The sequence below is a fragment of the Megasphaera hominis genome (assembly GCF_014269395.1).
Classification (GTDB): Bacteria; Bacillota; Negativicutes; order Veillonellales; family Megasphaeraceae; genus Megasphaera; species Megasphaera hominis.
The window spans coordinates 15,221-36,453 of record NZ_JACOGK010000013.1; the positions used below are offsets into that span (position 1 = coordinate 15,221).

The following is a 21,233-nucleotide window of genomic DNA, read 5'->3' on the forward strand; positions in this document are numbered from 1 at the left end:
CATGATTGATACGAAAGCAATAGAAGAACATATCCGCGGCATTCTCGTCGCCCTCGGCGAAGATCCCAATCGGGAGGGTCTCGTGGAAACGCCTAAACGCGTAGCCAAGATGTATGAAGAAGTCTTTGCCGGTATGAATTACACGAATCATGAGCTGGCGGATCTTTTGAACAAGACCTTTTCGGAAGACGACGGTACGACCGACAGCGATCAGGTCGTTGTCATGAAGGATATCGATCTCTTTTCGTATTGTGAACATCACATGGCACTCATGTATGATATGAAGGCTACTGTGGCTTATATCCCTAAAGGTAAGGTCATCGGCCTTTCCAAGATTGCCCGTATGTGCGATATGGCCGGCCGGCGGTTGCAGCTGCAAGAACGGCTGGGCCGGGATATTGCCGATATTCTTAGTGAAATTACAGGCAGCCAGGATATTGCCGTAATCCTTGAAGGCCGGCACAGCTGTGTCAGTGCCAGAGGTATTAAGAAAACGAATGCCAAGACAAAAACCGTGGAATTACGGGGCCGTTTTAAAGACGAAACAGCCTTGCAGCTGTACTTACATTGAAAAAGGACGTTATCTGTAGCAGAGCGGAAGCTACAGATAACGTCCTTTTTAGTTAGCGGGCGGCGCTTTCCAGAATTTCCAGCTGGGCCGTACCGTCTGCGTTGGCCGTCACGCGGGCCGGAATCCCTAAAGGCAAAAACATATTATCCCGCGTATGGCCTGCAGGCAGGCCCTTGATAGCTGGCTTGCCTGAAAGTTTGGCATAGTGGGCGATGATGGCTGCAAGCTCCGGATCGTCATTGCGGTCGCCGTCACTGTCAGGGAAATTACCAAAAACAATGGCCTTGACGCGGCTCAAAAGACCGTTTTGATAGAGCTGCAGGAGATCTCTGTCAAGTTTATAGGGACTTTCGTCTGTATCTTCAAGAAAGAGAATGGCACCGTCCCCTTTTAATTCGTAGGGCGTACCGGCCAGGGACGCGAGGATAGTAATGTTGCCACCGGCCAGACGGCCTTCGGCAGTACCCGGAACCAGCGTCGTCAAGGTATCGCCTGCCGGCAGGGACACGTTTCCGGGAGGGCTTGTCCGGACCAGACCTTCTTCGAACTGATAGAGCGTATAGGCTGTCGTAGCGTGGGTCAGGGACGTGAGCATAGGACCGTGCACAGTGACTAGCTGACAGCGTTCTCCTAAGACGGTGTGCAAGGCCGTGATATCACTGTAGCCGATAAAGAGCTTAGGGTGCTTAGCAATCGTGTCGTAATCGAGCAAACCTAAAAGCCGGGCTGAGCCATAGCCACCACGTAGGCAGAGAATTGCTTTAACTGAATCGTCAGCAAAAAAATCGTTCATATCTTTAGCACGGACCGCGTCGGTACCGGCGAGATATGTTCCTTCAGCCGTCGCAGATGCACCTAGCTTGACGTGGTAGCCCATCGCTTCCAGAAGTGCGACTTCGGCAGGCAGTTCGTCGTTGAGCGCATGCGAAGCCGGGGCAATGACGCCAATCGTATCGCCTGGCTGTAAGGCAGGGCCGCGCTGGCGCCGCCCGGTGAACGCAGCGTAATGCCAGGATAAGGCCGGCATTACCTGTGGTATGACGTACCAGCACGTGCCTGCCAGCAATAGGGCACAGAGTAAGCCTAAAAATAGGCGATGATGTTTTTTTTGATACATGACCAGAACCTCACAATCTTGACTCTATGCCAGTATAACACAAATACCGGGAAAGAAGAAAAGCTTCTTCTTTCCCGGTAACGGTGACATGTTTATTTTTCAACGATTCCTTTGACAGTCCCCATGACAGCCGTAACGGCCATGTCAGGTAAAGAAGGGGCCTGCGGATTCATGCACCAAAGGACTTCGACGCCGATCAAGGAGGAGAGAAGCAAGAGGATCATTGCGTCTTCCGACCGGTCCTGGCCGATGATGCCTTCATCCTTGCCGGACTGTAATATCTTTCGTAAGCACTTGATGAGGCGGCGGTCATTCCCGTAGAAATTAAATTCACGATAGGAAAAATAATTGGAGATAATTGCTTTAATGATCCCCTTACCGCGTTTTTCATATTGAATATATGAGAGGCGGATAAATTCTTCCATCATGATCAGAAATGGCTGGCCCTTAATTCGGGTATATACCTTCTCATAAATATCATCGGACTGCTGAAACGTGTAGAGAATCAGGGCATCCTTTGTTTCAAAATAGTTGTAGAAGCTGCCCTTCGCTACGTTAGCGGCTGTCGTAATATCCTCAATGGTTACATTTTCAAACCCTTTTTCATTGATGATTTTTACGGCTGTATCGTAGATGCGGTTTTTGGTTTGGATAGCCTGGAGCTGCCTTCGCGTCAGGGGCTTGACGGGAGAACTTTCTGGCGGTAAGGCGTGTCTTGGTGGCATAATTATCTCCCCTTTGAAAGAGAAACGCACTGCATAGGAATGGAAAACAATTCTTAATGGCTTACAGTATACGGTATTTCCTGAAAAATGTAAAGTTCCATTCCTTATTGATATGATTGGATGTGTAATAAAAGCCCTGTAGCAAAATCCATACAGGGCTTTTATTAGAGCATGGTAAGACAGTCTGTTTACTTATAAAAAGATGCTACTCATAAGAACGTCTTAATGGGACGCCGTATTATGTGTGGCTTCTATCGTTTTGTCAGTACTTTCTTCGGAAATGCCCTGACGTTCTTCATGACGCACGCGGATAAACTTAATAATCATCAAGACAGCCAGAAGATCACCGGAAAAGCCGAGGATCGAGTAGACAATATTGACGATGACACTGAAGGGAATAAACGTACCGCCAATGGCACCAAAGGCAGCCGTACCGAAAATAATGGCATACGATTTTTTACTTCCTTCTACAGCAAAACGGTCAGAAAGGAGGAAGAGCATGCCTGTAGCCGTAGTAAAAATCCCGAGGATGATAACGATCGAATACGGGAAGGCTAACATGGGCAGTGTGTGCTGAATGGCTGCCAGCATAGGAATCTGTGTGCCGGCAACGGCGTCGAGATTGATCATCAGGGCGACGGCAACGGCCATAGCAGCGCTAAAGAGGAAAATAGCGGAGCAGAAGGCGGCGACGCCAGCCTGTTTCGTGTTGCTTAATAATTTACCCATAGACGTAACCCACGGCAATGCCAGCGTCAAAATGCCAGAGTAGAATAACCCTGCCATAATCGGGTTGGTTTCGCCAAAGAAACTAGGCTGCAGGATAATTCCTTCTTCTACGTAGGTCTGTGTATTGGCCGCAGCAGCTATAGGCGACTGGTCGGCTGTGACGATCATGTATAAGCCACAGAAAATCGTAAAGGACATGATGACGATACCGATGGAACCCAAGACATCAACGAGCTTGCGCAGGCCCAGGCAGGCTACAGCCGAGCAGATAACTGCCATGAAAAGAGTACCTACGTATTCCGGTGTACCAAAATATTGGTTCAACGTAGCCCCGCTGCCGGTAATCATGACGAGAACGAAGGCGACCAAGGTAATATATACGTAATAATCAAAAAGACGGCCCAGATGCTTGCCGCAGAAATAGTAGTAATACTGGTTAGGCTTCTTAAAGGTTTTTAGGAACCCTGTGCGGTACATGATGAAGTTGGTGATCATCGTAAAAATAATGGCAATGGCGAAAACCAGGAAGGGCGTATAGCCGCCCCAGGAAACGAAAAACTGTGTGATTTCATTGCCTGTGGCAAAGCCGGAGCCAATATGATAGGCTGTATAAGCGCCAGCCAGTTTAATGGCTGTGCCGTAACCGACGTTTTTACTCATAATTAGTCTCTCCTCTCAAAGAAGGTAGCTGTGAGTTGATAGAATAAAACGAGCTGTATAAGGTGTATACAGCTCGTTTTATGACTTCTGCTAATTTACGATTATGCTTTCGGTGTAAACTTGCCTTCGCGCAGATAGCTTTGGAGCTGTTCGTCAGTCATATGGCCGATGTCCAGATAATCCAAGGTGTATTTGCTCTGAGCAGCCAGATCGCGTTTCAACATGGTGCTGGCAAGAAGAATCATCGAGTCTATAATCGGCGTCGGAACATTGTATTTCTTACCTAACTGACTCATGAGGTAGCAGCCTACAGGAACGTCTTCTGTGATGTAGCGGTTTTCCAGATCGAACGGGCCATCACCGAAGAAGTTTTCATATTTTTCATCAAACGGAACGGCGAAATCAGGTCCCATATATTCTTTGCCGTACATCGTCGTGCGGGAGAAGAAGTCTTCATAATTTACTGTGCAAAGACCGATGTGCATGGCTTTAGACAATGCTTTTTCTTCTTCCCAGAACTGGGCCTGTACTTCGGCAATAGCCGGGCAAAGAGCGAAACCATAGAGGGAATAGTTCTTCTTTTCCTGGTCGAGGACTTTGTCGAAGTTCTGCATGGTCGAGACGCCTAATACAGTACCCGGTACGTGGATAACGGGGTTAACGTTAGAAAGGTTAATATCGAGAACGGTATTGCCTTCTACAAACCCGTGATGGAATTCTTCGCCCTTTTGGGAAATGGTGACTTCCCCTTCTGCATCGATAATAGCGCCAAAGGCCGGAATATAATAGGCAGAAGCCATAAAGGCTTCGTTATCGGTCATTGGCAGTGCGCAGCCCCGAATCGTCGTAATGCGGTCTTCAACCTTGCATTCGTTGGTTACGACGCCACCGCGTTTTACGACGCGGATACCGTATGGTGCAGTATACCAGGCGCCGACGATAACTTTCTTCGTGCAGTTCATTTCACGCATCAGTTTGCGAAGAACAAGGCTGCCGCAGTTATCCGGCAGAATATGGATGACCTGGCCATCTTCGAGAAGCGGAACGAGTTCCCGGAAGATCGTTTCATGGGCAATGGCAACGGCTGCGACGATGATGATGCCGGCGCCTTTAACGGCTTTAGCCATATCGTCTGTTGCCAGGGCTAATTTGACGGTCCCTTTGCGCTGGTAACCAAAATAACTGAACTGGTTGCCGCTCAAGGTAATCCCCGTTTTTTCAATATTGGTGAAGTTTCTCTTGGCAAATGCCGGCTGATCCCAAATGCGGACTTCTTTGCCTGCAAGTGCACAATCGGCTGCCATAGTTTTACCAACGGCGCCACCACCCAAAACTGCAATCGGTTTGTCTTTCAAATAACTCATGTCCATACGAATAACCTCCTCTAAATACATATATTATTTACATTTAGGCTCTGCCTAAATAAATTGACTTTAATTCACTGACTTACGGTCATTTATCTTGACTAAAGTATCTCATGTTTCTTTTATCATGTCAATAGGTTGTTTTTATTATTCGAAAAAATCATTAAAATAATCATTTGATATGAAAAAATGTAATAAAAATACCAGGGACTTTCGCCTGGAGGCTGTCCCTGGTATTTAAAATAGCTATTACGTAGGATGAGATTGCAAAAATCTTGCCTAAAATATAACAAATATGCTACAATAATACGCGCCGATTTCCGTCTAGTACAGGAAAATCGGCATTACCTTTTATGTTGTTGTACCCGTTTCATAGAGAGGGCAATGCGTTTACGTGGCGCATCGACAGAAAGAATGACGCACGTGACGATGTCACCGACGTGGACAATGTCCATGGGATGGTGAAAAGGATGTGTACTGAGTTCTGAACGATGGACGAGGCCGGGGATCTTGAGGCCGAAGTCGACGAAAGCACCGAAATCGACGACGTTTTGGACGGTCCCCTGGACGAGAGCGCCAGCTTGCAGTTCATCCAGCGAAACGACGTGCTGGCGTGTCAATGGCTGGGGAAATTCACTGCGGGCATCGCGGCCGGTCTTACGCAGCTCTTCCAGAATATCGCGGATGGACTGTTCGCTCGTACCTAGTTCGGCAGCTAAGCCCGGGGCGGCATTCATTTGCAGCCTGTTTTGCAGTTCCTGCAATAACTGGGGATCCCGGATGTCGTCTTCACAGTAGCCGTAGTGCTCGATAATCTGACCGGCTAATTCATACGACTCGGGGTGAACCGACGTGTTATCTAACGGTTCCGTACCGCCGGCAATGCGCAGGAAGCCCGCACATTGTGTAAACGTAGCCGGTCCCAGCCGATTGACTGCTAAGAGCTCTTGCCGGTTTTTAAAGGGGCCTTTTTCTCTACGGTAGGCGACAATATTACCGGCCGTTGCTGCAGTAAGCCCTGAAATATGCTGTAAAAGGGCGGCAGATGCCGTATTCAGATCCACTCCGACGTAATTGACTACCGATTCAAAAACGGCGTCCAGAGCGGCATTTAGCGCTTTCTGATTGACATCGTGCTGATACTGGCCGACGCCAATGGATTGGGGATCGATTTTAACGGCTTCTGCCAGAGGATCCTGAATGCGCCGGGCAATCGACACAGCACCGCGGATGGTAACGTCCAGATCGGGCATTTCTTCGCGGGCCAGATCGGAAGCAGAATAGACGGAAGCACCGGCTTCATTGGCTATGATATAGCGGCAGCGCAGTTTTTGGTCGGCAATCAGCTGGGAAATAACCTGTTCCGTTTCATAGGAAGCCGTGCCATTGCCGATGGAAATAAGTGTAACGCCGTGCTTGCGGATCATAGCAGTCAGGGCCGCTGTGCCTTCCTTTTTCTGCTTTTCCGAGCCCGTCAGGTAATACGCGCCATAGTCGAGTACCTTTCCCGTCGCATCGATGACGGCGGCCTTGCAGCCTGTACGGAAGCCCGGATCCAGGCCGAGAATGGTCTGTCCGGCAAAGGGTGGCTGTAAGAGCAGGCTGCGCAGGTTGCCTGCAAAGACGCGGATAGCCTGGCGTTCTGCCTTTTCTGTCAGGGCATTGCGCACTTCCCGTTCAATTTGCGGACCCATAAGGCGCTTGTAGCTGTCTGCAGCTGCGTCTGCCAGAATTTGGCTGTACGGAGAGGTGCCGTGTATGATCAGCTCCTGCAGCCGTTTGATATAAGCCTCTGCCGGCACCTGGAGAGAGACTTTAAGGATCTTCTGGGCTTCGCCGCGGTTAATCGCTAAAATACGGTGACTGGGCAGGGTACGTACATGTTCGCTGAACTCCTTATACGAGAGAAAGGGGCCGGCTTTCGCTTCTTCCACTTGCAGCGCGCACAGAATCCTGCCGTCCTGGCGGAAGGACTGACGCAGGTAACGGCGGAAGGGGGCCAGCTCGGAGCAGCGTTCGGCAATAATGTTGGCTGCCCCTTGAATGGCATCCTCTGTCGTGGGCACTGCCGGGGACACATAAGGCCGGGCTGCTTCTTCCGGTGCCGGTGCCTGGGGATCCTGTTTCCAGAATAAATCAGCTAAGGGTTCCAAGCCGGCAGCACGGGCAACGGAGGCTTTCGTCCGTTTTTTAGGACGATAGGGCAGATAAATATCCTCGACATCCTGCAGCTGGCGGGCTGCCAGCAGCTGTTGGCGCAAGGTATTACTCCAAAGGCCTTGGTCCATCAGGGATTGGCGGATCGTTTCTTTACGGGCTTCCAGAGCCTGTTCGTATTCGTACTGGGCTTGTATATTACGCAGCTGTACTTCATCCAGCACGCCTGTGGCTTCTTTGCGGTAGCGGGCAATGAAGGGAACCGTGTTACCGTCGGCAAATAAGCGTAGGGCGGCTGCTACCTGGTTTGGCCGGATATGCTGGTCTGTGGCAATTTGTTGAATAATCTTATCTTCACTCATGGGGAGCTCCTTTCTGCATGTATTAATATTATGCTGGTAAACGGAGTTCTCGTCAACTTTTTGTTTTTTTTGCTTGAAGAATCTCTAACGGAGTATCGTTTTTAAAAAAAAATTACTATTTCTAGCGTAATATAACAATTCTCATATTGCCATATAAATCAATAACATGTAAAATATAGGTGAGGTTGGAAGTAAAAACAAAACTCAACAAATATCTATAACAAATTGTAGATATGAGGTAGGTAGAAAGGAGGTTGTTATTCATGGATATTGCTGCAGTATTACGAGAAAATGGATACAAGGTTACGCCGCAACGACTGGCAGTCTACGAAGTAGTAAATCAGAACACGACGCATCCCAACGCGGAGGCTATATACAAAACGTTACAGCCTAAGTACCCGTTTATAAGTTTGGCAACCGTCTATAAGACGATGGAAATATTTGCCAAAATCGGAGTAGTACAGGTACTGCAGTGCGAAGAAGACGCACATCGCTACGACTATAATACTAAGCCGCATGCGCATATTCGTTGTACCCGCTGCAACAAGGTGATGGATGTGGACATCGACCAGGACAAGCTATCTGAAATGGCAGGTAGTCAGACCGGCTATCGTGTAGATAGCATTAGTTTGTCATTCACAGGAGTTTGTGCTGAATGCCAGAAAAAATAGGAAAAGCCAAAACAGGCTGTAACGAAGCGTTTGCGTTCGTTGCAGCCTGTTTTCCTGTCTTCAGGAAAGAAAGGAGAATACTATGCTGCACATCGGCTGTCATTTATCTGTATCCCAAGGATTTTTACATATGGGCCGGGAAGCCCTGTCCCTGGGAGCTGATACATTTCAATTTTTTACACGCAATCCCCGGGGCGGGAATGTCCGGCCTCTTGATATAGAGGATATGCAGGCTCTCAATGCCCTTATGGAAGTACATCACTTTGCGCCGATTCTGGCGCACGCGCCGTATACGCTAAACGGTTGTTCCAAAACGGAAAAGACGCGGGATTTTGCCCGGCGGGCCATGAAGGAAGACTTAGAGCGTCTGGAGTACCTGGATCATTGCCGCTATAACTTTCATCCCGGCAGCCATGTTGGCCAGGGAGCGGAAACCGGTATTACCCTGATTGCTGACATGCTCAACGAATGCCTCTGGCCGGAACAAAAGACGACGGTCCTCTTAGAAACCATGGCCGGCAAAGGAACCGAAGTAGGTCGGAATTTTGAAGAAATTTCTGCTATAATAGAAAAGACAACTCTTTCGGATAAGCTGGGCGTCTGCCTCGATACGTGCCACGTCTTTGACGGCGGCTATGATATTGTCGGGCAGCTCGAAGAGGTACTGCATCAGTTTGACAGCACCATCGGTCTCAGCCGTCTGAAAGCAATCCATATTAATGACAGCAAAAATAGCCTGGGCAGCCATAAGGACCGCCATGAAAAAATAGGCCAGGGCCAGATTGGCATAGAGGCCTTTACTGCGATCATCAATCATCCGGCACTGCGGGATTTGCCTTTCTATTTGGAAACGCCGAATGATCTGGCCGGCTATGCTGCGGAAATAGCCATGCTGCGCCGCTTGCAGCAGGCCTAAGACAGAAGAGGTGACGGTATGCGTATTTTACATACGGCAGATTGGCATTTAGGGAAAATGTTCTATGGTGAATATTTGACAGATGAGCAGGCCTATGTTCTCAAAGAACAGTTCCTGCCACTGCTGAAAAGTGAGCACATTGACGCGGTTGTTCTGGCAGGGGATGTATATGACCGCAGCTTGCCGCCGGCAGCGGCAGTAGAATTATTTGACGAAATTTCGACGAAGGTTACGGCAGAAATGCACGTGCCTTTTTTCGTTATCAGTGGCAATCACGACAGTGCAGCACGACTGTCTTTTGGCAGCCGCCTCCTGGCTCGTCAGCAGCTCTACATTGCCGGCGACCTGGATAAACTATCAGGTCCCGTCGTTCTGGATGATGCGGCCGGACCGGTCGCCTTTATTATGCTGCCCTATGCTGAACCGGCCGATGTGCGGCAGCTTCTGGGTGATGACAGTATCCGTGATCATCAGACTGCCCTGAGCCGTCTGGCAGCCTTTCAGTCAAAAGGAACAGCCGGCCTGCGTACGGTCTGCCTTGCCCATGTCTTTGCCAGTGGGGGTACGGCTAGTGACTCTGAACGGCCTCTCTCTCTTGGAGGAACAGAATGTATCGATACAGCTGTCTTTGCACCTTATTCCTATACTGCCCTGGGGCATCTGCATGGGCCGCAGCAGGCTGGCCGTGCGAATATCCGCTATGCCGGCAGCCTTATGAAATATTCCTTCAGCGAAGCGAAGCAAAAAAAGGGGGCAGTCATTGCCGACTTGGCAGCAGACGGTACAGTGACGACTACCCATGTGCCTTTTGTGCCACGTAAAGACGTGCGCATTCTGACAGGCACCTTTGCAGAAATAATGGAACGCGAAGACGGGCAGACAGACGATTTCATCCTCGCGCGGGTAGACGATACACAGCCAATCCTGGATGGGATGGGGAAATTACGGCGTAAGTATCCTAATGCCCTGGCTTTAGAAACGCCACAACGCCAGATGGCGGCCAACAGCGGTGACAGAAATTTTGACCTGCGCCAGGCATCTGATCAGGTGCTTTTTGATAATTTTGCCGCGGCCATCCGGCCGGATCAGCCCCTCTCGGAAAAGGAAACTGCCTATCTCCAGCGTCTTTGGGAGACCTTGCAGCGTGAAGAAGGGAGTGATGACCAATGAAACCCATCTATTTGGAAATGCACGCTTTTGGTCCCTATGCAGGCAAACAGATCATAGATTTCCGCCAGCTCGGCACGCGCCAGCTGTTTCTTATTTATGGGCCTACCGGATCCGGTAAGACGACGATCCTCGACGCCATTTGCTATGCCCTTTATGGAGACACGAGCGGTAACAGCCGCTCCGGAACCAACATGCGCAGTGAATACGCGACAGCAGATGAAGCTACGAAGGTTCTCTTTGCCTTTGCCATTGGCGAGAAGTGTTACTGTATTGAACGCAGTCCTGAACAATACGTAGCCAAAAAGCGGGGCACAGGCCTGAAGCACGAGCCTATGCACGCAGCCTTGTATGAATGGCAGGGCGATGAGATGACAGGTACACTGATTACGAGCCGCAACGTAAAAGCTGAAGTAGAAAACCTCTTAGGCTTTAAATACGATCAGTTCCGGCAAGTCGTGCTCCTGCCGCAAGGGGAGTTCCGCCGGCTGCTTCTGGCACCGTCGGCAGAACGGCAGCAGATTATGCAGGTTCTCTTTCATACCGAGCGCTATGGCCGGCTGGAACAACTGGCGGATGCGGAACAAAAGGCGGCCGGCAAGGGCAACGAAGAGAGAAATATGAAAATTGCCCAATACCTGGAACTGGCAGGTGCCGCCGATGAACAGGCCCTGGCGGCCACGATTGCAGCCCGCACAGGTGACGTGAAAACGAAAGAAGAAGAAGTCCGCGTGGCCCTGCAGCAACGGGATGCGCACCAGCGCCAGGTCCAGCAGCTGGAAGTACTGGACCATCAGTGGCAAACTCTGGACCGGGCTGAAAAAGAGCTGCAGGCCCTGCAGCAACAGGAAACAGCTATCGCCAAAGAACGGGAGTATTTGCAAAAGCTGGAAAAGGCAGAGCTCTTAGCAGAGCCATGCCAGCATTTGGCAGATATCTTACGGCAGGGCAAGGCAGCCCGTGCCGAATACGACCGTTTTCAAGCCGAGGCACAGCAGGCACAGCAGGCTGAAAAAGAGCTGCAGGTACAATCGGAACGGTGGGAAAAAGAACGGCCGGCTTATACTGAACGGGCTAAGCAGATTGGCAAGTTGGAAGGACTGCAGGCCCAGGCGGCAGCCTATGCCGACGTATGCCGTCAGGAAAAGCAGGCGGCGGCCCGGGCTGCAGGCGCGCAGAAAGAACAGGAAAAGGCCCAGGCATCGGTATTGTCATGGCGTCAGAAGGTGCAGCGTGCACAGGAACAGACCGGCAACCTGCCACAGCTGGCTGCGACAGCGGAACAGAAACGGGCAGACGTGCAGAACGCTGAGGTGTGCTTAAGCCGGGAACTGGCCTTGGAGGCCTTAGCACAGGATATCCATCAGGCAGAGGCCTGTTGGCGCCAGGCGATACAAGAACTGACGAAAGCTGACGAAGCAGCAGCGCACGACCGCGTTGATTTCGAAGCTGTGAGTCAGCGGTATCAACAGGGACAGGCTTTTGTCCTATCGGAAACACTGACCGAAGGGGCACCCTGTCCGGTCTGTGGTGCGACGACGCATCCCCATAAGGCAGCCAAACCGGCCGATTTTCCCCAAAAGTCCGATGTGGACCGGCGCAAAGCGCTTGCTGCGGAGAGTGAAAAAAAGAGGCAGGCCGCAGAAGTACAGGCTAAGAGCCTGGAAACGGCTTTAAAAGAAAAACAGAAGCAGTATGAGCAGCAGCGGCGTACCTATCCGGCAGAAAAGGACAGCCGTACATGGCAGACATATGTACAGGAAGGAAAACAGCAGTTAGCAGACGTAGACCGCCAGGTAAAGGCTTTGCAGCAGCTGCAGCATGATCTGCTCCAGTGGCAGCAGAGCCTGGCAGATCAGGAAACGGCGGCAGAAAAAGCCCGCCAAGAGGCGGAAACAGCAGGCCGTGAACACGTTCGCCAAATAGAGATCAAAACACAGGCTGAAGCTGTATTACCCGAAGAATACCGTCAGCCTGAGGCCTTACAGCAGGCCCTGCAAGGTCTTAGGGAGCAACAACAGGCCTTTGACAGGGCAACGTCGGCCCTGCAGCAGCAGCTGGCAGAAACGATGCAGGCAGCTGCCCGCTTTAGCGGCCAGGCGGCTGCGGCACTGAAGCAACGGGAAAACCTGGCAGCGCAATATACGGAAACGCGAACGGCTTTGACAGAGCAGGCTCAGGCCTATGGCTTTGCGTCCCTGCAGGAATGTCAGGACCTGCAGGCCCATATTCCCAATGCGGCAACTGTACGGCAGGCAATTAAAGACTACGAAGGGCAGGTACAACAGGTACAAGGCCAGCTGCAACTGGCCCGTCAGGCAACGACTGGTAAGGAACGGCCACAAATGCAGGTTGCCTATGAAAAGCTGAAAGAGGAAAATGAACGTTGTCAGCACCTGTCCCAGGCTGTAGCGGCCCTGCAGACAGAACTCAGACAGTTAGAGACCTATGAGCGTCAAATTGCCAAATGGCAACAGGAACAGGCAACCCTTGCCAAACGCTATGAAACGATCCGCAGCGTCTATGATCTCCTGAAAGGTGATGCTACAGGTGTTAACTTTGAGCGGTATGTCCTGGGGGCCCTGCTCGATGAGGTGCTGCAGGCCGCCAATTTGCGCCTGGAAAAGATGAGCCGCAGCCGCTATGAGCTGCAGCGTTCGCATAGCCGGGAAGATAAGCGCGTCTTACGGGCAGGCCTCGATATAGAGGTTTTTGATACGTATACAGGCTATGCCCGGCCGGCCAATACCCTGTCCGGCGGGGAAACGTTCCTGGCCTCCCTGTCTTTGGCGCTGGGCCTGACTGACGTTGTTCAGGCCTATTCAGGTGGTATTCATTTGGATACGATCTTTATTGACGAAGGCTTTGGTACGCTCGATCCGGAAACGCTGGATTTTGCCTTAAAAACGCTGATGGAACTTAAGCAGGGCGGCCGTCTGGTCGGCATTATTTCCCACGTCGGTGAATTACGGGAACGGATTGATACGCGCCTGGCCATTCAAAAGACGAAGCGGGGCAGTACGGCTTCCTTTGAGCTTCTCTAAGGTGAAATGCTTGTACAGAAGTTCTTTTGTAGTATATAATAATAGCGTTAAAAGAATTGATAAATCCGGCTGAGGGGGGGATCTGTATGTCCTTGGAAAAGGTCCGGGACTATCTGGCGCCTTTTGGCGCTGCCACACGCATTCAGGTATTGGCAGAATCCAGTGCGACTGTGGAGCTGGCGGCGGCTGCCCTGCATACGGAGGGCAAGCGTATTGCCAAGTCTATGTCGTTTTACCGGCCTGATCATGATGGGGCTTTTTTAGTGATTTTTGCCGGTGATGCCCGCGTGGACAACCACCGTTTTAAAGAAACGTTTCATACAAAGGCCAGTATGGTGAAGGCAACGGATGTGAAACGACTGACTGGCCATCCCGTTGGCGGTGTCTGTCCCTTTGCCGTCAATCCTGGCGTAGACATCTATCTGGATCTGTCCCTGAAACGCTTTACGACGGTGTTTCCTGCCTGCGGTACCGGCAATAGTGCCATTGAAGTGACCTTGCCTGAATTAGAAGTTTTTTCTCATGCTGCAGGCTGGGTCGATGTAGCGAAAGGCTGGCAGGAAGAATAAAAAGGAGGCTGTATAGCATGGAATTTAAGTTTGCACACACCAATTTCAACGTTCTTAATCTGGAAAAAAGTATGGCTTTTTATCAAGAGGCCTTAGGCCTTACAGAACAGCGCCGCATTGAAAACCCGGCGTTTACCATTGTCTATGTGGGCAATGAAGCCAGCGATTTTCAGCTGGAACTGACGTGGATTAAAGACCGCAAGGAACCGTATAATCTGGGCGAAAATGAATTCCATACGGCATTCCGCGTACAGGATTTTGCTGCAGCTCATAAGAAACATGAAGAAATGGGCTGTATCGTCTTTGAAAACAAAGGAATGGGTATTTACTTCATTGCCGATCCCGACGGCTATTGGCTGGAAATCATTCCGGTCCGTTAAGTCTGTATGACGTTAAATGTATATTGCGGAAGCAAATCCCCCGCATAAGGCGGGGGATTTTATATTGGAAAGGAGAGACTCTCTTTTGGAAATAAGGGAAGTACCTGCGCAACAGCTGCAACTGCTGTACAAACCGGATTTATTTATTTTTGATATGGACGGTCTTATGTTTGACACAGAACGGATTTCCGTACCTTGCTGGCGGGCCGCAGGAAAAAAATATGGTATTACCCTGAGCGATTCCTTTTTTGATCGTATTTTTGGCATGAACGACCGGCAAATCAAAGAAGTCTTTCTCCAAACCTTTGGCAGGGACTTTCCGTATGAGGCCATGCACACAGAAAAGGCGGCAGCCCAGCTGGCTATATATGAACAGTCCGGAGCGCCGCTGGAGCCGGGCCTGAGGGAATGTCTGGACTACGCCAAAACGGCGGGCATTGCCTGTGCCATTGCTTCGTCTTCCTCTGAAAATACCGTGCGCATGCTGCTTGAAAAGGCAGGCCTTACGGCTTATTTTTGTCTTATTCAGAGCGGTGCCGAACTGGCGCATAGCAAGCCTGCGCCGGATATCTTTCAACGCGTTTGCGCGCAGCTGCACGTTATGCCGGCAGCTGCGCTGGTTTTTGAAGACTCGGCCAATGGCCTGCTGGCTGCCCGGGCGGCAGGCATCCCGGCTATTTGGGTACCGGACCTCGTCCGCGTGCCTGCTGCAGTGGCGGCATCGGCCTGGCATACGTGTCAGACCTTGGGTGAAGTACCGGCACTAATAGAACGGCTGCAGGAAAAGAGAGGAGAACGTTATAGTAATGGTAAAAACTAAGCAAGAAAAAATGATGCTATGGATGACTGTATTTATGGGCATGCTGGCGGCGATTGCACCGCTATCGACAGACATGTATTTGCCAGGCTTGCCGGCCATGATGGCCGATTTTGCTGTCTCGCCGTCTATGATTCAGCTGACCCTGACCGCATCTATGGCAGGCATGGCTGCCAGCCAGATCATTTCCGGTCCCGTTAGCGATAAAAAAGGGCGGCGCCGGCCTCTCTTTTTGGGGATGGCTATTTTTTCCCTGTCGTCCCTGGCCTGTATTTTATCCCATACGATCTATTGGCTATTGTTGTTTCGTTTTATTCAAGGTTTTTCCGGTGGCGCCGGCATTGTCATTGCCCGGGCCATTGCCCGTGACCTTTGCCGCGGGACTGCCCTGACAAAGCTCTTTTCTATGCTCATGCTGGTCAATGGTCTGGCACCTATTTTAGCGCCGGTGATTGGCGGCCAGATTTTGCGCTTTTCCTCATGGCGCGGTATTTTCTGGCTCCTTGTCAGCATTGGCATCGTGTTGGCCGTCTGTGCCTGGCTTATGCCGGAAACGCTGCCGCAAAAACGCCGTTTGGTCAGCAACGCTGCCGGTGGCCTGAAGCAGTTTGCTTCACTCTTTGGCGACCGCTATTTTATGGGCCATTGTATTATGCAGTGTTTTGCCTTTGCCGCTTTCTTTGCGTATATTTCCGGTTCGTCTTTTGTCTTTCAGAACGTGTATCACGTGAGTCCCCAGGCGTTTAGCCTCATTTTCGGTCTCAATGGCATTGGCCTCATGATCAGCGGCGCTGTTACGGGACGCCTGACCGGACGTATTGCCGACTGGCGTATGCTGCGCGTTGTCCTTTGGGTGGCACTCATTGGCAGTGGCCTGCTGCTCCTGGGCTTTTTAGCCGGCCTGCCCGTATATGCGATCATTACCATTCTCTTCTTTACGGTGGCAACGCTGGCGTCTATGTCGACGACGAGCTTTTCCCTGGCCATGCAGGCCCAGGGAAAACAGGCCGGCAGTGCTTCGGCATTGATCGGTTTCTTTTCTATGATTTCCGGTGCTGTCATGGCACCTGTCGTCGGTATTGCCGGCAGTTATACGGCGATTCCTATGGGCCTGGTCATGGTTTTTGGTGAAGCCGGTGCGCTGCTTTCATTTTATTTTCTTATTTATCCGGCTCATACGCATAGCCAGGATGTGCAGGATATGATACAATGATGTTATAAAATCTAATGAGGTGATATTATGAACGCTAAAGCAGAAAAGTTTAAAGCTTATTATGACGAACACGATCCTAAGGCCTTTACGGCTGAAGAAGTAAAAGACGATCCGATGCATATGGTTGTCTTCCGTTCTTCCATCGTAGTAAAAGGCCAGCATCTGCCCTTATTCGTCCTGGCAGATGACAGCATCTATTCTATTACCCGTGTCATTATCGCCGGCCAGGCAGTAAACGATGACAACCGGGCAAAGATCGTAGATTTCCTGAACCTTTGCAACCAGCAGTATAAGATTTCCAAATTCTTCGTTGCACAGGATGGCACAATCGTTCTCGATTGCTGCATTGCAGCTACAGACGAACAGTTTGATCCGGCTATGATCTACGTACTCATTCGGGATGCCGTCTTCCAGTGCCTGAATGATCATTTCACAGAAATTATGGAAAAAATCTAAACAGCAAACGAAAAAAGGCCATGACTGCCCTCCCGGACTGGTTCATAGCCTTTTTTTCGTTTGTCTGCTAGCCAAAAAAGCCGTTGTCACAGACAGGTTACAGTCTGTGACAACGGCTTTTAGTACGGTGTGCTTATTTTGTACTGCGTAAGGATTCCATGAATTTCAAATATTCATCCTTCGTCATGAGCGGCGTATATCCTTTTAAAATACCTTCTAAGGAAGCTGCATCGGCGTAGAGCAGATCGATAAGCGTCATGGCCAGAACTTTGGTCGTCTTGGCATAGGCTGTTTCCTTTTGGAAGAGATCGAATTCAGCACTGTGCAAGGCCCCGTGGACACTGCCTACATAGGGATGGATGCAGGGCATGATATAAGAAATGTCACCCATATCGGTGCTGCCGGAATCGAAAGGTGGCTGGGCATCGACGTGTTCTTTGCCGAAGATTTCATTGGAATTGGCTTCCAGCAGGTCACACATGGCCTGATTTTGGAACATGGGCAGGTAGCCCGGCATATTTTTTATTTCACACGTAGCGCCTACGGCGTCAGCGCCGGCTTTTAAGGCTCTGTCTACCGCTTCATTATAATGCTTCATGGCGTCGGCTGACGCAGCGCGGACGTAGCTTTCCATACGGACGAAATCCGGTACGACATTGACCAGGTCCCCGCCGCTGGTAATGATGGGATGGAAGCGGACGTGGTCTTTTTCCTGGAAGGTTTCACGCAGGGCATTGACGCCCATGACACCGAGCATGCAGGCATTGAGGGCGTTGACTCCTTCGTGGGGAGCAGCTGCCGCATGCGCTGCGTGGCCATGGTAGTCAATCAATTTCGTGATAAAGCCATTGCAACGGGCATTGATGCGGATGTCACCTTCCGGATCGTCTGTCGGGTTGACGTGCATCTGCATGGCCGCATCAATATCGTCGAAGCCGCCTTGGCGGATGATTTCCTGCTTGCCGCCAAAGAAATGAATTTTCCCTTTTTCCATCAGTTGTTCCCGGTATTCAATTTCAATGCATTCTTCACTGGGGACGGCAAAGAAGACGACGTCGCCACCGAGATACTGCATGGCATTCGTATCTTTTAAGGCCATGGCTACGCCGAGCATGTCCGAAACCTGAACGTTATGGCCGCAGCAGTGGGCTGCACCCGTAACGGGATCGGCTGATGGATGACGGCGGCAAACGACGGAATCGAGTTCGCCCATGACGGCGATGGTCCGTTTGGAAGCGGCACCGGTCAAGCGTCCTTTGACGCCGGTCAGACCCCAGCCCGTCGTATAGGGAATACCGAGCTTATCAAATTCCTTTTGAATTTTAGCCGAAGTCTTTGTTTCTTTATATCCGAGTTCCGGTTCTGCGAAGACGGATTCCCCAAAGGCAACCATTTCTTCATAGCGTTTGTCAATTGCTTCGCAGACTTGTTTTTTCAGTTCTTCTTTGGTCATACTGTAAAACCTCCTTGTATGCAAATAATCCGGCCTGGGCCGGATTATTTGGTTCGTATTAGATAACGCCTTCTAAGTGGAGCATGACTTCTGCCATGAGGGTAGCGCAGATGAAAGTACCCGAGGCTACCATGAGGGCAACCGGTACAATACGCCAGGAAAGACGTTTAAAAGCAGGAATATCTTTGCCCAGGGAGAGACCGCCGTAGGCAAGAATCGGCGTGCAGGCAGCCAGGAAGTTGACCGGATTCGTAGCGGCTGTAATCGTCGTAGCGCCCGGTACGGACGGAATGGATACGATAACAGCGATGATGGAAACCCAGAAAACGACAGGCAGCTTCTTCAGGCCCGGGATACGGGCGATGAGAATACCGGCAAAGCAGATAGCAATAATCATGAGACAGCCGATAAAATCATCAGCCGGATTGACTTTGAAGCCGACGAAATTGCCAATCAGTGTCAGAACACCGGTGAGGCAGAGAATGAACAGGTCGTCGCCAAGGGAGGATTTTTCCCGTACTTCTTTGGCTTCTTCTTCTTCCTTAGCAATCGTATCGGCTACGGCGTTTTCCTGTACTTCACCGGCAGCGACTTCTTCATGTCTTTTACGGCCTGTTACCCATTCGTATACTTTAATCGTAACCGGCAGGGAAATGAAGAGGGAGAAATAAATGCCGATGACCGAGGTCATGAGGTTAGCAGCGCCGGCAAAGGCGGTAATCTTTTCCGTTTCTTCCGGGAAAACGGCGACAATCGAACCGACGGAAGCAGCCATCATACTGGCCGAACCAATGCCACCACCCATAGCCAGGGCGTAGGGATGGAAGAGGCCTGTACGGGCGATGATGCCGGCGAGGATGGAAATCCATAGCGCGCCGAACAGAGTGCCGCAAATGTACATGCCCATTACGCCACGGCCTTCAGGCGAGAAGATACCGAACTTTTCAGCGATAATGGCGACGTTGGCTTCACGGTCGATGGAGTAGCAGGCGCCGATGGCTTCACGGCCCATTTTTAGGAGAATGGCCGTCGGCAGACCGAAGATCAGCGTACCGAAGAAATGACCAAATTCCTGCATGATCAGGGCAATACCGGAGTTCAGTAAGAGGTGCAGGTTCGGGCCGATGCCTAAGCCGATCTTGGCGATGAGGAACAACATGGTAATACTCATCAGGTTGCCGGCCCGGGTCATCTGTTTTTCATTTAAAATATGGAATGAAGGATAACTGATAATACCGCCGAGAACCAGGGCGTAGAGCATGGGCAGGAAAATGACCAGGCCGTGCTTTTGGATACCAATGGTTTCGGCTACGATGACGAGGATCAGCGCAAAAAGATGGATGCGCCAGTTTTTTACTAAGTCCACTAATAGTAGCCTCCTTTAAAAATAAATCAAGCAAATACACGGCCGATTGGCACGTGTGGTATAAAATGAGCAGGCACCTTATATAGGTGTATGCTCATTTTACAATATTTACTCTATAAATACAAATGTCTTTTCCGAGCTTGCATCATAGGAAAATATAATTATACATTACGCGCTGCCAGCTCGTTCAGTGGTTCGTCAGTCCGTTCAAAGGGCAGATCCGGCTGGGTCTTGAAGAATTCCAAGGCATAGGCCAAACCCGTCGTAGCGCCTACGGCCAGGGCATCTTCATCCAAATCGAATTGCGGTGTGTGGTGGTTGGCACCGCTGCCCTTTTCCGGATTGGCAATCCCTGTGAAGGTCATGAGCCCCGGATAGAGACGGGTCAAGATGGCAAAGGTTTCCGATGCCATCCACGGTTCGCACTGGGTCAGGCTGCCGGCACCGAGTGTTTCTGTGACTGCCTTTTTGGCCAGGTCTACACAGACCGGATTATTCTGTACTTCGTAAAGAGGCTTGGGCATGTCGAGAATATCATAGGTACAATGATAGGTATCACAGTCGTTGCTCAGGAGACGGAAAAATTCATCGAAGAAGCGGCGGCCGGCATGGTCATAGCTGAAAAAGCGGCACGTACCGGCAAATTCGAGGCTGTCAGGGACTACGTTTTGCAGTTCGCCACTATGGACACTGCCGACGGAAACGGTCAGGCATTCCTGCGGGGCAATAGCCCGCAGACGCAGCTCCTGTAAATGTGTATGGAACGAGGTGAAGCAATCAATCGGGCTATAGGCGAGATCCGGACGCGAACCGTGTCCGCCCTTGCCGGCAATGCGGACGCGGAACCGGAAACCGCCGGCCATGGGGGCATTGTCACAAATCGCTACTTTGCCGACGGGAACATCCCAGCGCAGGTGTGTCGCATAACAGCTGTCAATGGAAAGGCCACTTTTTTCTTCCAAATAAGGGACGATATAGCGCATAGCCGGTGAATCTTCTTCCCCTTGTTCAAAAAGAATGGCTGCCGTGCCGTTCCACTGGTCTTTCGTTTCCTGCAGCAGTTTGGCAACGACCAGCTGCATGGCAATATGGCCGTCATGGCCACAGGCGTGCATGACGCCGGGCGTTTCCGAACGGACGACGCGGGGGCAGGAAAGATTGCTTTCGCTTTCAGTGATCGGCAGGGCATCGATATCAGCCCGCAGGAGCAGCGTTTTACCGGGAGCCTGGCCGTCGATGCGGGCCAGGATGCCGCCCTTATCGATATGCTGCCAGGCAATACCAAATTTTGTCAGTTCCTCTTCAATATAGGCCATGGTCTGCGTTTCCTGCCACGAGAGTTCCGGGTGGCGGTGGCAAAAACGACGGATTTCGATGAGTAAAGGAATATTTTCTTCAACTAGTTGTTTACAGTTAATAGCCATAGTAGGTGCCTCCTTAGAGAATAATCTTTCTAAATTATAGCATAAATAATCAATAAAAACAGCGTTTTTTTA

The 21,233-nt window shown here is 50.7% G+C and carries 18 protein-coding genes; 10 read left to right on the forward strand and 8 right to left on the reverse strand.

Translation table 11 applies throughout. The features are described 5' to 3' along the window. Positions 1-4: 4 nt before the first annotated feature. Entirely contained in the window at positions 5-571 is a 567-nt protein-coding gene (gene folE / locus H8J70_RS05560; protein ID WP_343068696.1) for a GTP cyclohydrolase I FolE, read from the forward strand. Between the two features lie 52 nt (positions 572-623). Here the strand turns inward: folE and H8J70_RS05565 are convergent, their stop codons facing one another. From H8J70_RS05565 to H8J70_RS05585, 5 genes are all read right to left on the reverse strand, one after another. Then, entirely contained in the window at positions 624-1,688 is a 1,065-nt protein-coding gene (locus tag H8J70_RS05565) for a S66 peptidase family protein (protein ID WP_246415278.1), read from the reverse strand. A gap of 92 nt (positions 1,689-1,780) precedes the next feature. After that, positions 1,781-2,413, reverse strand: coding sequence for a TetR/AcrR family transcriptional regulator (locus H8J70_RS05570; protein WP_186502870.1), 633 nt, complete (start codon positions 2,411-2,413; stop codon positions 1,781-1,783). 222 nt (positions 2,414-2,635) lie between these two features. Beyond that, the gene (locus H8J70_RS05575) at positions 2,636-3,802 is read right to left on the reverse strand and encodes a YkvI family membrane protein (protein ID WP_186502871.1); all 1,167 of its coding nucleotides are present in this window, start codon (positions 3,800-3,802) and stop codon (positions 2,636-2,638) included. 101 nt (positions 3,803-3,903) lie between these two features. Next, the gene (locus H8J70_RS05580; protein WP_186502872.1) at positions 3,904-5,172 is read right to left on the reverse strand and encodes an NAD/NADP octopine/nopaline dehydrogenase family protein; all 1,269 of its coding nucleotides are present in this window, start codon (positions 5,170-5,172) and stop codon (positions 3,904-3,906) included. Between the two features lie 338 nt (positions 5,173-5,510). Beyond that, the gene (locus H8J70_RS05585; protein ID WP_186502873.1) at positions 5,511-7,685 is read right to left on the reverse strand and encodes a Tex family protein; all 2,175 of its coding nucleotides are present in this window, start codon (positions 7,683-7,685) and stop codon (positions 5,511-5,513) included. 263 nt (positions 7,686-7,948) lie between these two features. On the opposite strand from H8J70_RS05585, the gene H8J70_RS05590 reads away from it, so the two are divergent. From H8J70_RS05590 to H8J70_RS05630, 9 genes are all read left to right on the forward strand, one after another. Further along, a complete protein-coding gene (locus H8J70_RS05590) occupies positions 7,949-8,356 on the forward strand; it encodes a Fur family transcriptional regulator (RefSeq protein WP_186502874.1) in 408 nt (135 codons plus the stop codon). A gap of 82 nt (positions 8,357-8,438) precedes the next feature. Continuing rightward, the gene (locus H8J70_RS05595; RefSeq protein ID WP_186502875.1) at positions 8,439-9,272 is read left to right on the forward strand and encodes a deoxyribonuclease IV; all 834 of its coding nucleotides are present in this window, start codon (positions 8,439-8,441) and stop codon (positions 9,270-9,272) included. Positions 9,273-9,290: 18 nt separating this feature from the next. Next, complete coding sequence (locus tag H8J70_RS05600; protein ID WP_186502876.1) at positions 9,291-10,442, forward strand: exonuclease SbcCD subunit D; 1,152 nt, start codon at positions 9,291-9,293, stop codon at positions 10,440-10,442. Continuing rightward, the gene (locus tag H8J70_RS05605; RefSeq protein ID WP_186502877.1) at positions 10,439-13,483 is read left to right on the forward strand and encodes an SbcC/MukB-like Walker B domain-containing protein; all 3,045 of its coding nucleotides are present in this window, start codon (positions 10,439-10,441) and stop codon (positions 13,481-13,483) included. Before H8J70_RS05600 ends, H8J70_RS05605 begins: the two co-directional genes overlap by 4 nt. A gap of 86 nt (positions 13,484-13,569) precedes the next feature. Beyond that, on the forward strand, positions 13,570-14,052 hold the full coding sequence (locus tag H8J70_RS05610) for a YbaK/EbsC family protein (RefSeq protein WP_186502878.1): 483 nt from the start codon (positions 13,570-13,572) through the stop codon (positions 14,050-14,052). A gap of 17 nt (positions 14,053-14,069) precedes the next feature. Continuing rightward, positions 14,070-14,432 (forward strand): VOC family protein, encoded by a 363-nt coding sequence (locus tag H8J70_RS05615; protein WP_186502879.1) that lies wholly within the window; start codon positions 14,070-14,072, stop codon positions 14,430-14,432. A gap of 85 nt (positions 14,433-14,517) precedes the next feature. Then, positions 14,518-15,252, forward strand: a complete 735-nt coding sequence (locus H8J70_RS05620; protein WP_186502880.1) for an HAD family hydrolase — start codon at positions 14,518-14,520, stop codon at positions 15,250-15,252. Continuing rightward, positions 15,239-16,462, forward strand: coding sequence for a multidrug effflux MFS transporter (locus H8J70_RS05625; protein ID WP_186502881.1), 1,224 nt, complete (start codon positions 15,239-15,241; stop codon positions 16,460-16,462). Before H8J70_RS05620 ends, H8J70_RS05625 begins: the two co-directional genes overlap by 14 nt. A 27-nt stretch (positions 16,463-16,489) precedes the next feature. Next, positions 16,490-16,918, forward strand: coding sequence for a YbjN domain-containing protein (locus tag H8J70_RS05630; RefSeq protein ID WP_186502882.1), 429 nt, complete (start codon positions 16,490-16,492; stop codon positions 16,916-16,918). Positions 16,919-17,051: 133 nt separating this feature from the next. Here H8J70_RS05630 and H8J70_RS05635 read toward each other — a convergent pair whose 3' ends face one another. The 3 genes from H8J70_RS05635 to H8J70_RS05645 all read right to left on the reverse strand — a co-directional run bounded on the left by H8J70_RS05635 (position 17,052) and on the right by H8J70_RS05645 (position 21,161). After that, positions 17,052-18,371, reverse strand: coding sequence for an amidohydrolase (locus tag H8J70_RS05635; protein WP_186502883.1), 1,320 nt, complete (start codon positions 18,369-18,371; stop codon positions 17,052-17,054). 58 nt (positions 18,372-18,429) lie between these two features. Next, entirely contained in the window at positions 18,430-19,737 is a 1,308-nt protein-coding gene (locus H8J70_RS12585; RefSeq protein ID WP_186502884.1) for a DUF3100 domain-containing protein, read from the reverse strand. Positions 19,738-19,898: 161 nt separating this feature from the next. Next, a complete protein-coding gene (locus H8J70_RS05645; protein WP_186502885.1) occupies positions 19,899-21,161 on the reverse strand; it encodes a M20 metallopeptidase family protein in 1,263 nt (420 codons plus the stop codon). Positions 21,162-21,233: the final 72 nt, after the last annotated feature.

Bases quoted from the DNA above. Each gene is read 5' to 3' on its own strand.
- H8J70_RS05565 (WP_246415278.1), bottom strand. From the start codon at position 1,688: ATGTATCAAAAAAAACATCATCGCCTATTTTTAGGCTTACTCTGTGCC.
- H8J70_RS05570 (WP_186502870.1), bottom strand. From the start codon at position 2,413: ATGCCACCAAGACACGCCTTACCGCCAGAAAGTTCTCCCGTCAAGCCC.
- H8J70_RS05575 (WP_186502871.1), bottom strand. From the start codon at position 3,802: ATGAGTAAAAACGTCGGTTACGGCACAGCCATTAAACTGGCTGGCGCT.
- H8J70_RS05580 (WP_186502872.1), bottom strand. From the start codon at position 5,172: ATGGACATGAGTTATTTGAAAGACAAACCGATTGCAGTTTTGGGTGGT.
- H8J70_RS05585 (WP_186502873.1), bottom strand. From the start codon at position 7,685: ATGAGTGAAGATAAGATTATTCAACAAATTGCCACAGACCAGCATATC.
- H8J70_RS05590 (WP_186502874.1), top strand. From the start codon at position 7,949: ATGGATATTGCTGCAGTATTACGAGAAAATGGATACAAGGTTACGCCG.
- H8J70_RS05595 (WP_186502875.1), top strand. From the start codon at position 8,439: ATGCTGCACATCGGCTGTCATTTATCTGTATCCCAAGGATTTTTACAT.
- H8J70_RS05600 (WP_186502876.1), top strand. From the start codon at position 9,291: ATGCGTATTTTACATACGGCAGATTGGCATTTAGGGAAAATGTTCTAT.
- H8J70_RS05605 (WP_186502877.1), top strand. From the start codon at position 10,439: ATGAAACCCATCTATTTGGAAATGCACGCTTTTGGTCCCTATGCAGGC.
- H8J70_RS05610 (WP_186502878.1), top strand. From the start codon at position 13,570: ATGTCCTTGGAAAAGGTCCGGGACTATCTGGCGCCTTTTGGCGCTGCC.
- H8J70_RS05615 (WP_186502879.1), top strand. From the start codon at position 14,070: ATGGAATTTAAGTTTGCACACACCAATTTCAACGTTCTTAATCTGGAA.
- H8J70_RS05625 (WP_186502881.1), top strand. From the start codon at position 15,239: ATGGTAAAAACTAAGCAAGAAAAAATGATGCTATGGATGACTGTATTT.
- H8J70_RS05630 (WP_186502882.1), top strand. From the start codon at position 16,490: ATGAACGCTAAAGCAGAAAAGTTTAAAGCTTATTATGACGAACACGAT.
- H8J70_RS05635 (WP_186502883.1), bottom strand. From the start codon at position 18,371: ATGACCAAAGAAGAACTGAAAAAACAAGTCTGCGAAGCAATTGACAAA.
- H8J70_RS05645 (WP_186502885.1), bottom strand. From the start codon at position 21,161: ATGGCTATTAACTGTAAACAACTAGTTGAAGAAAATATTCCTTTACTC.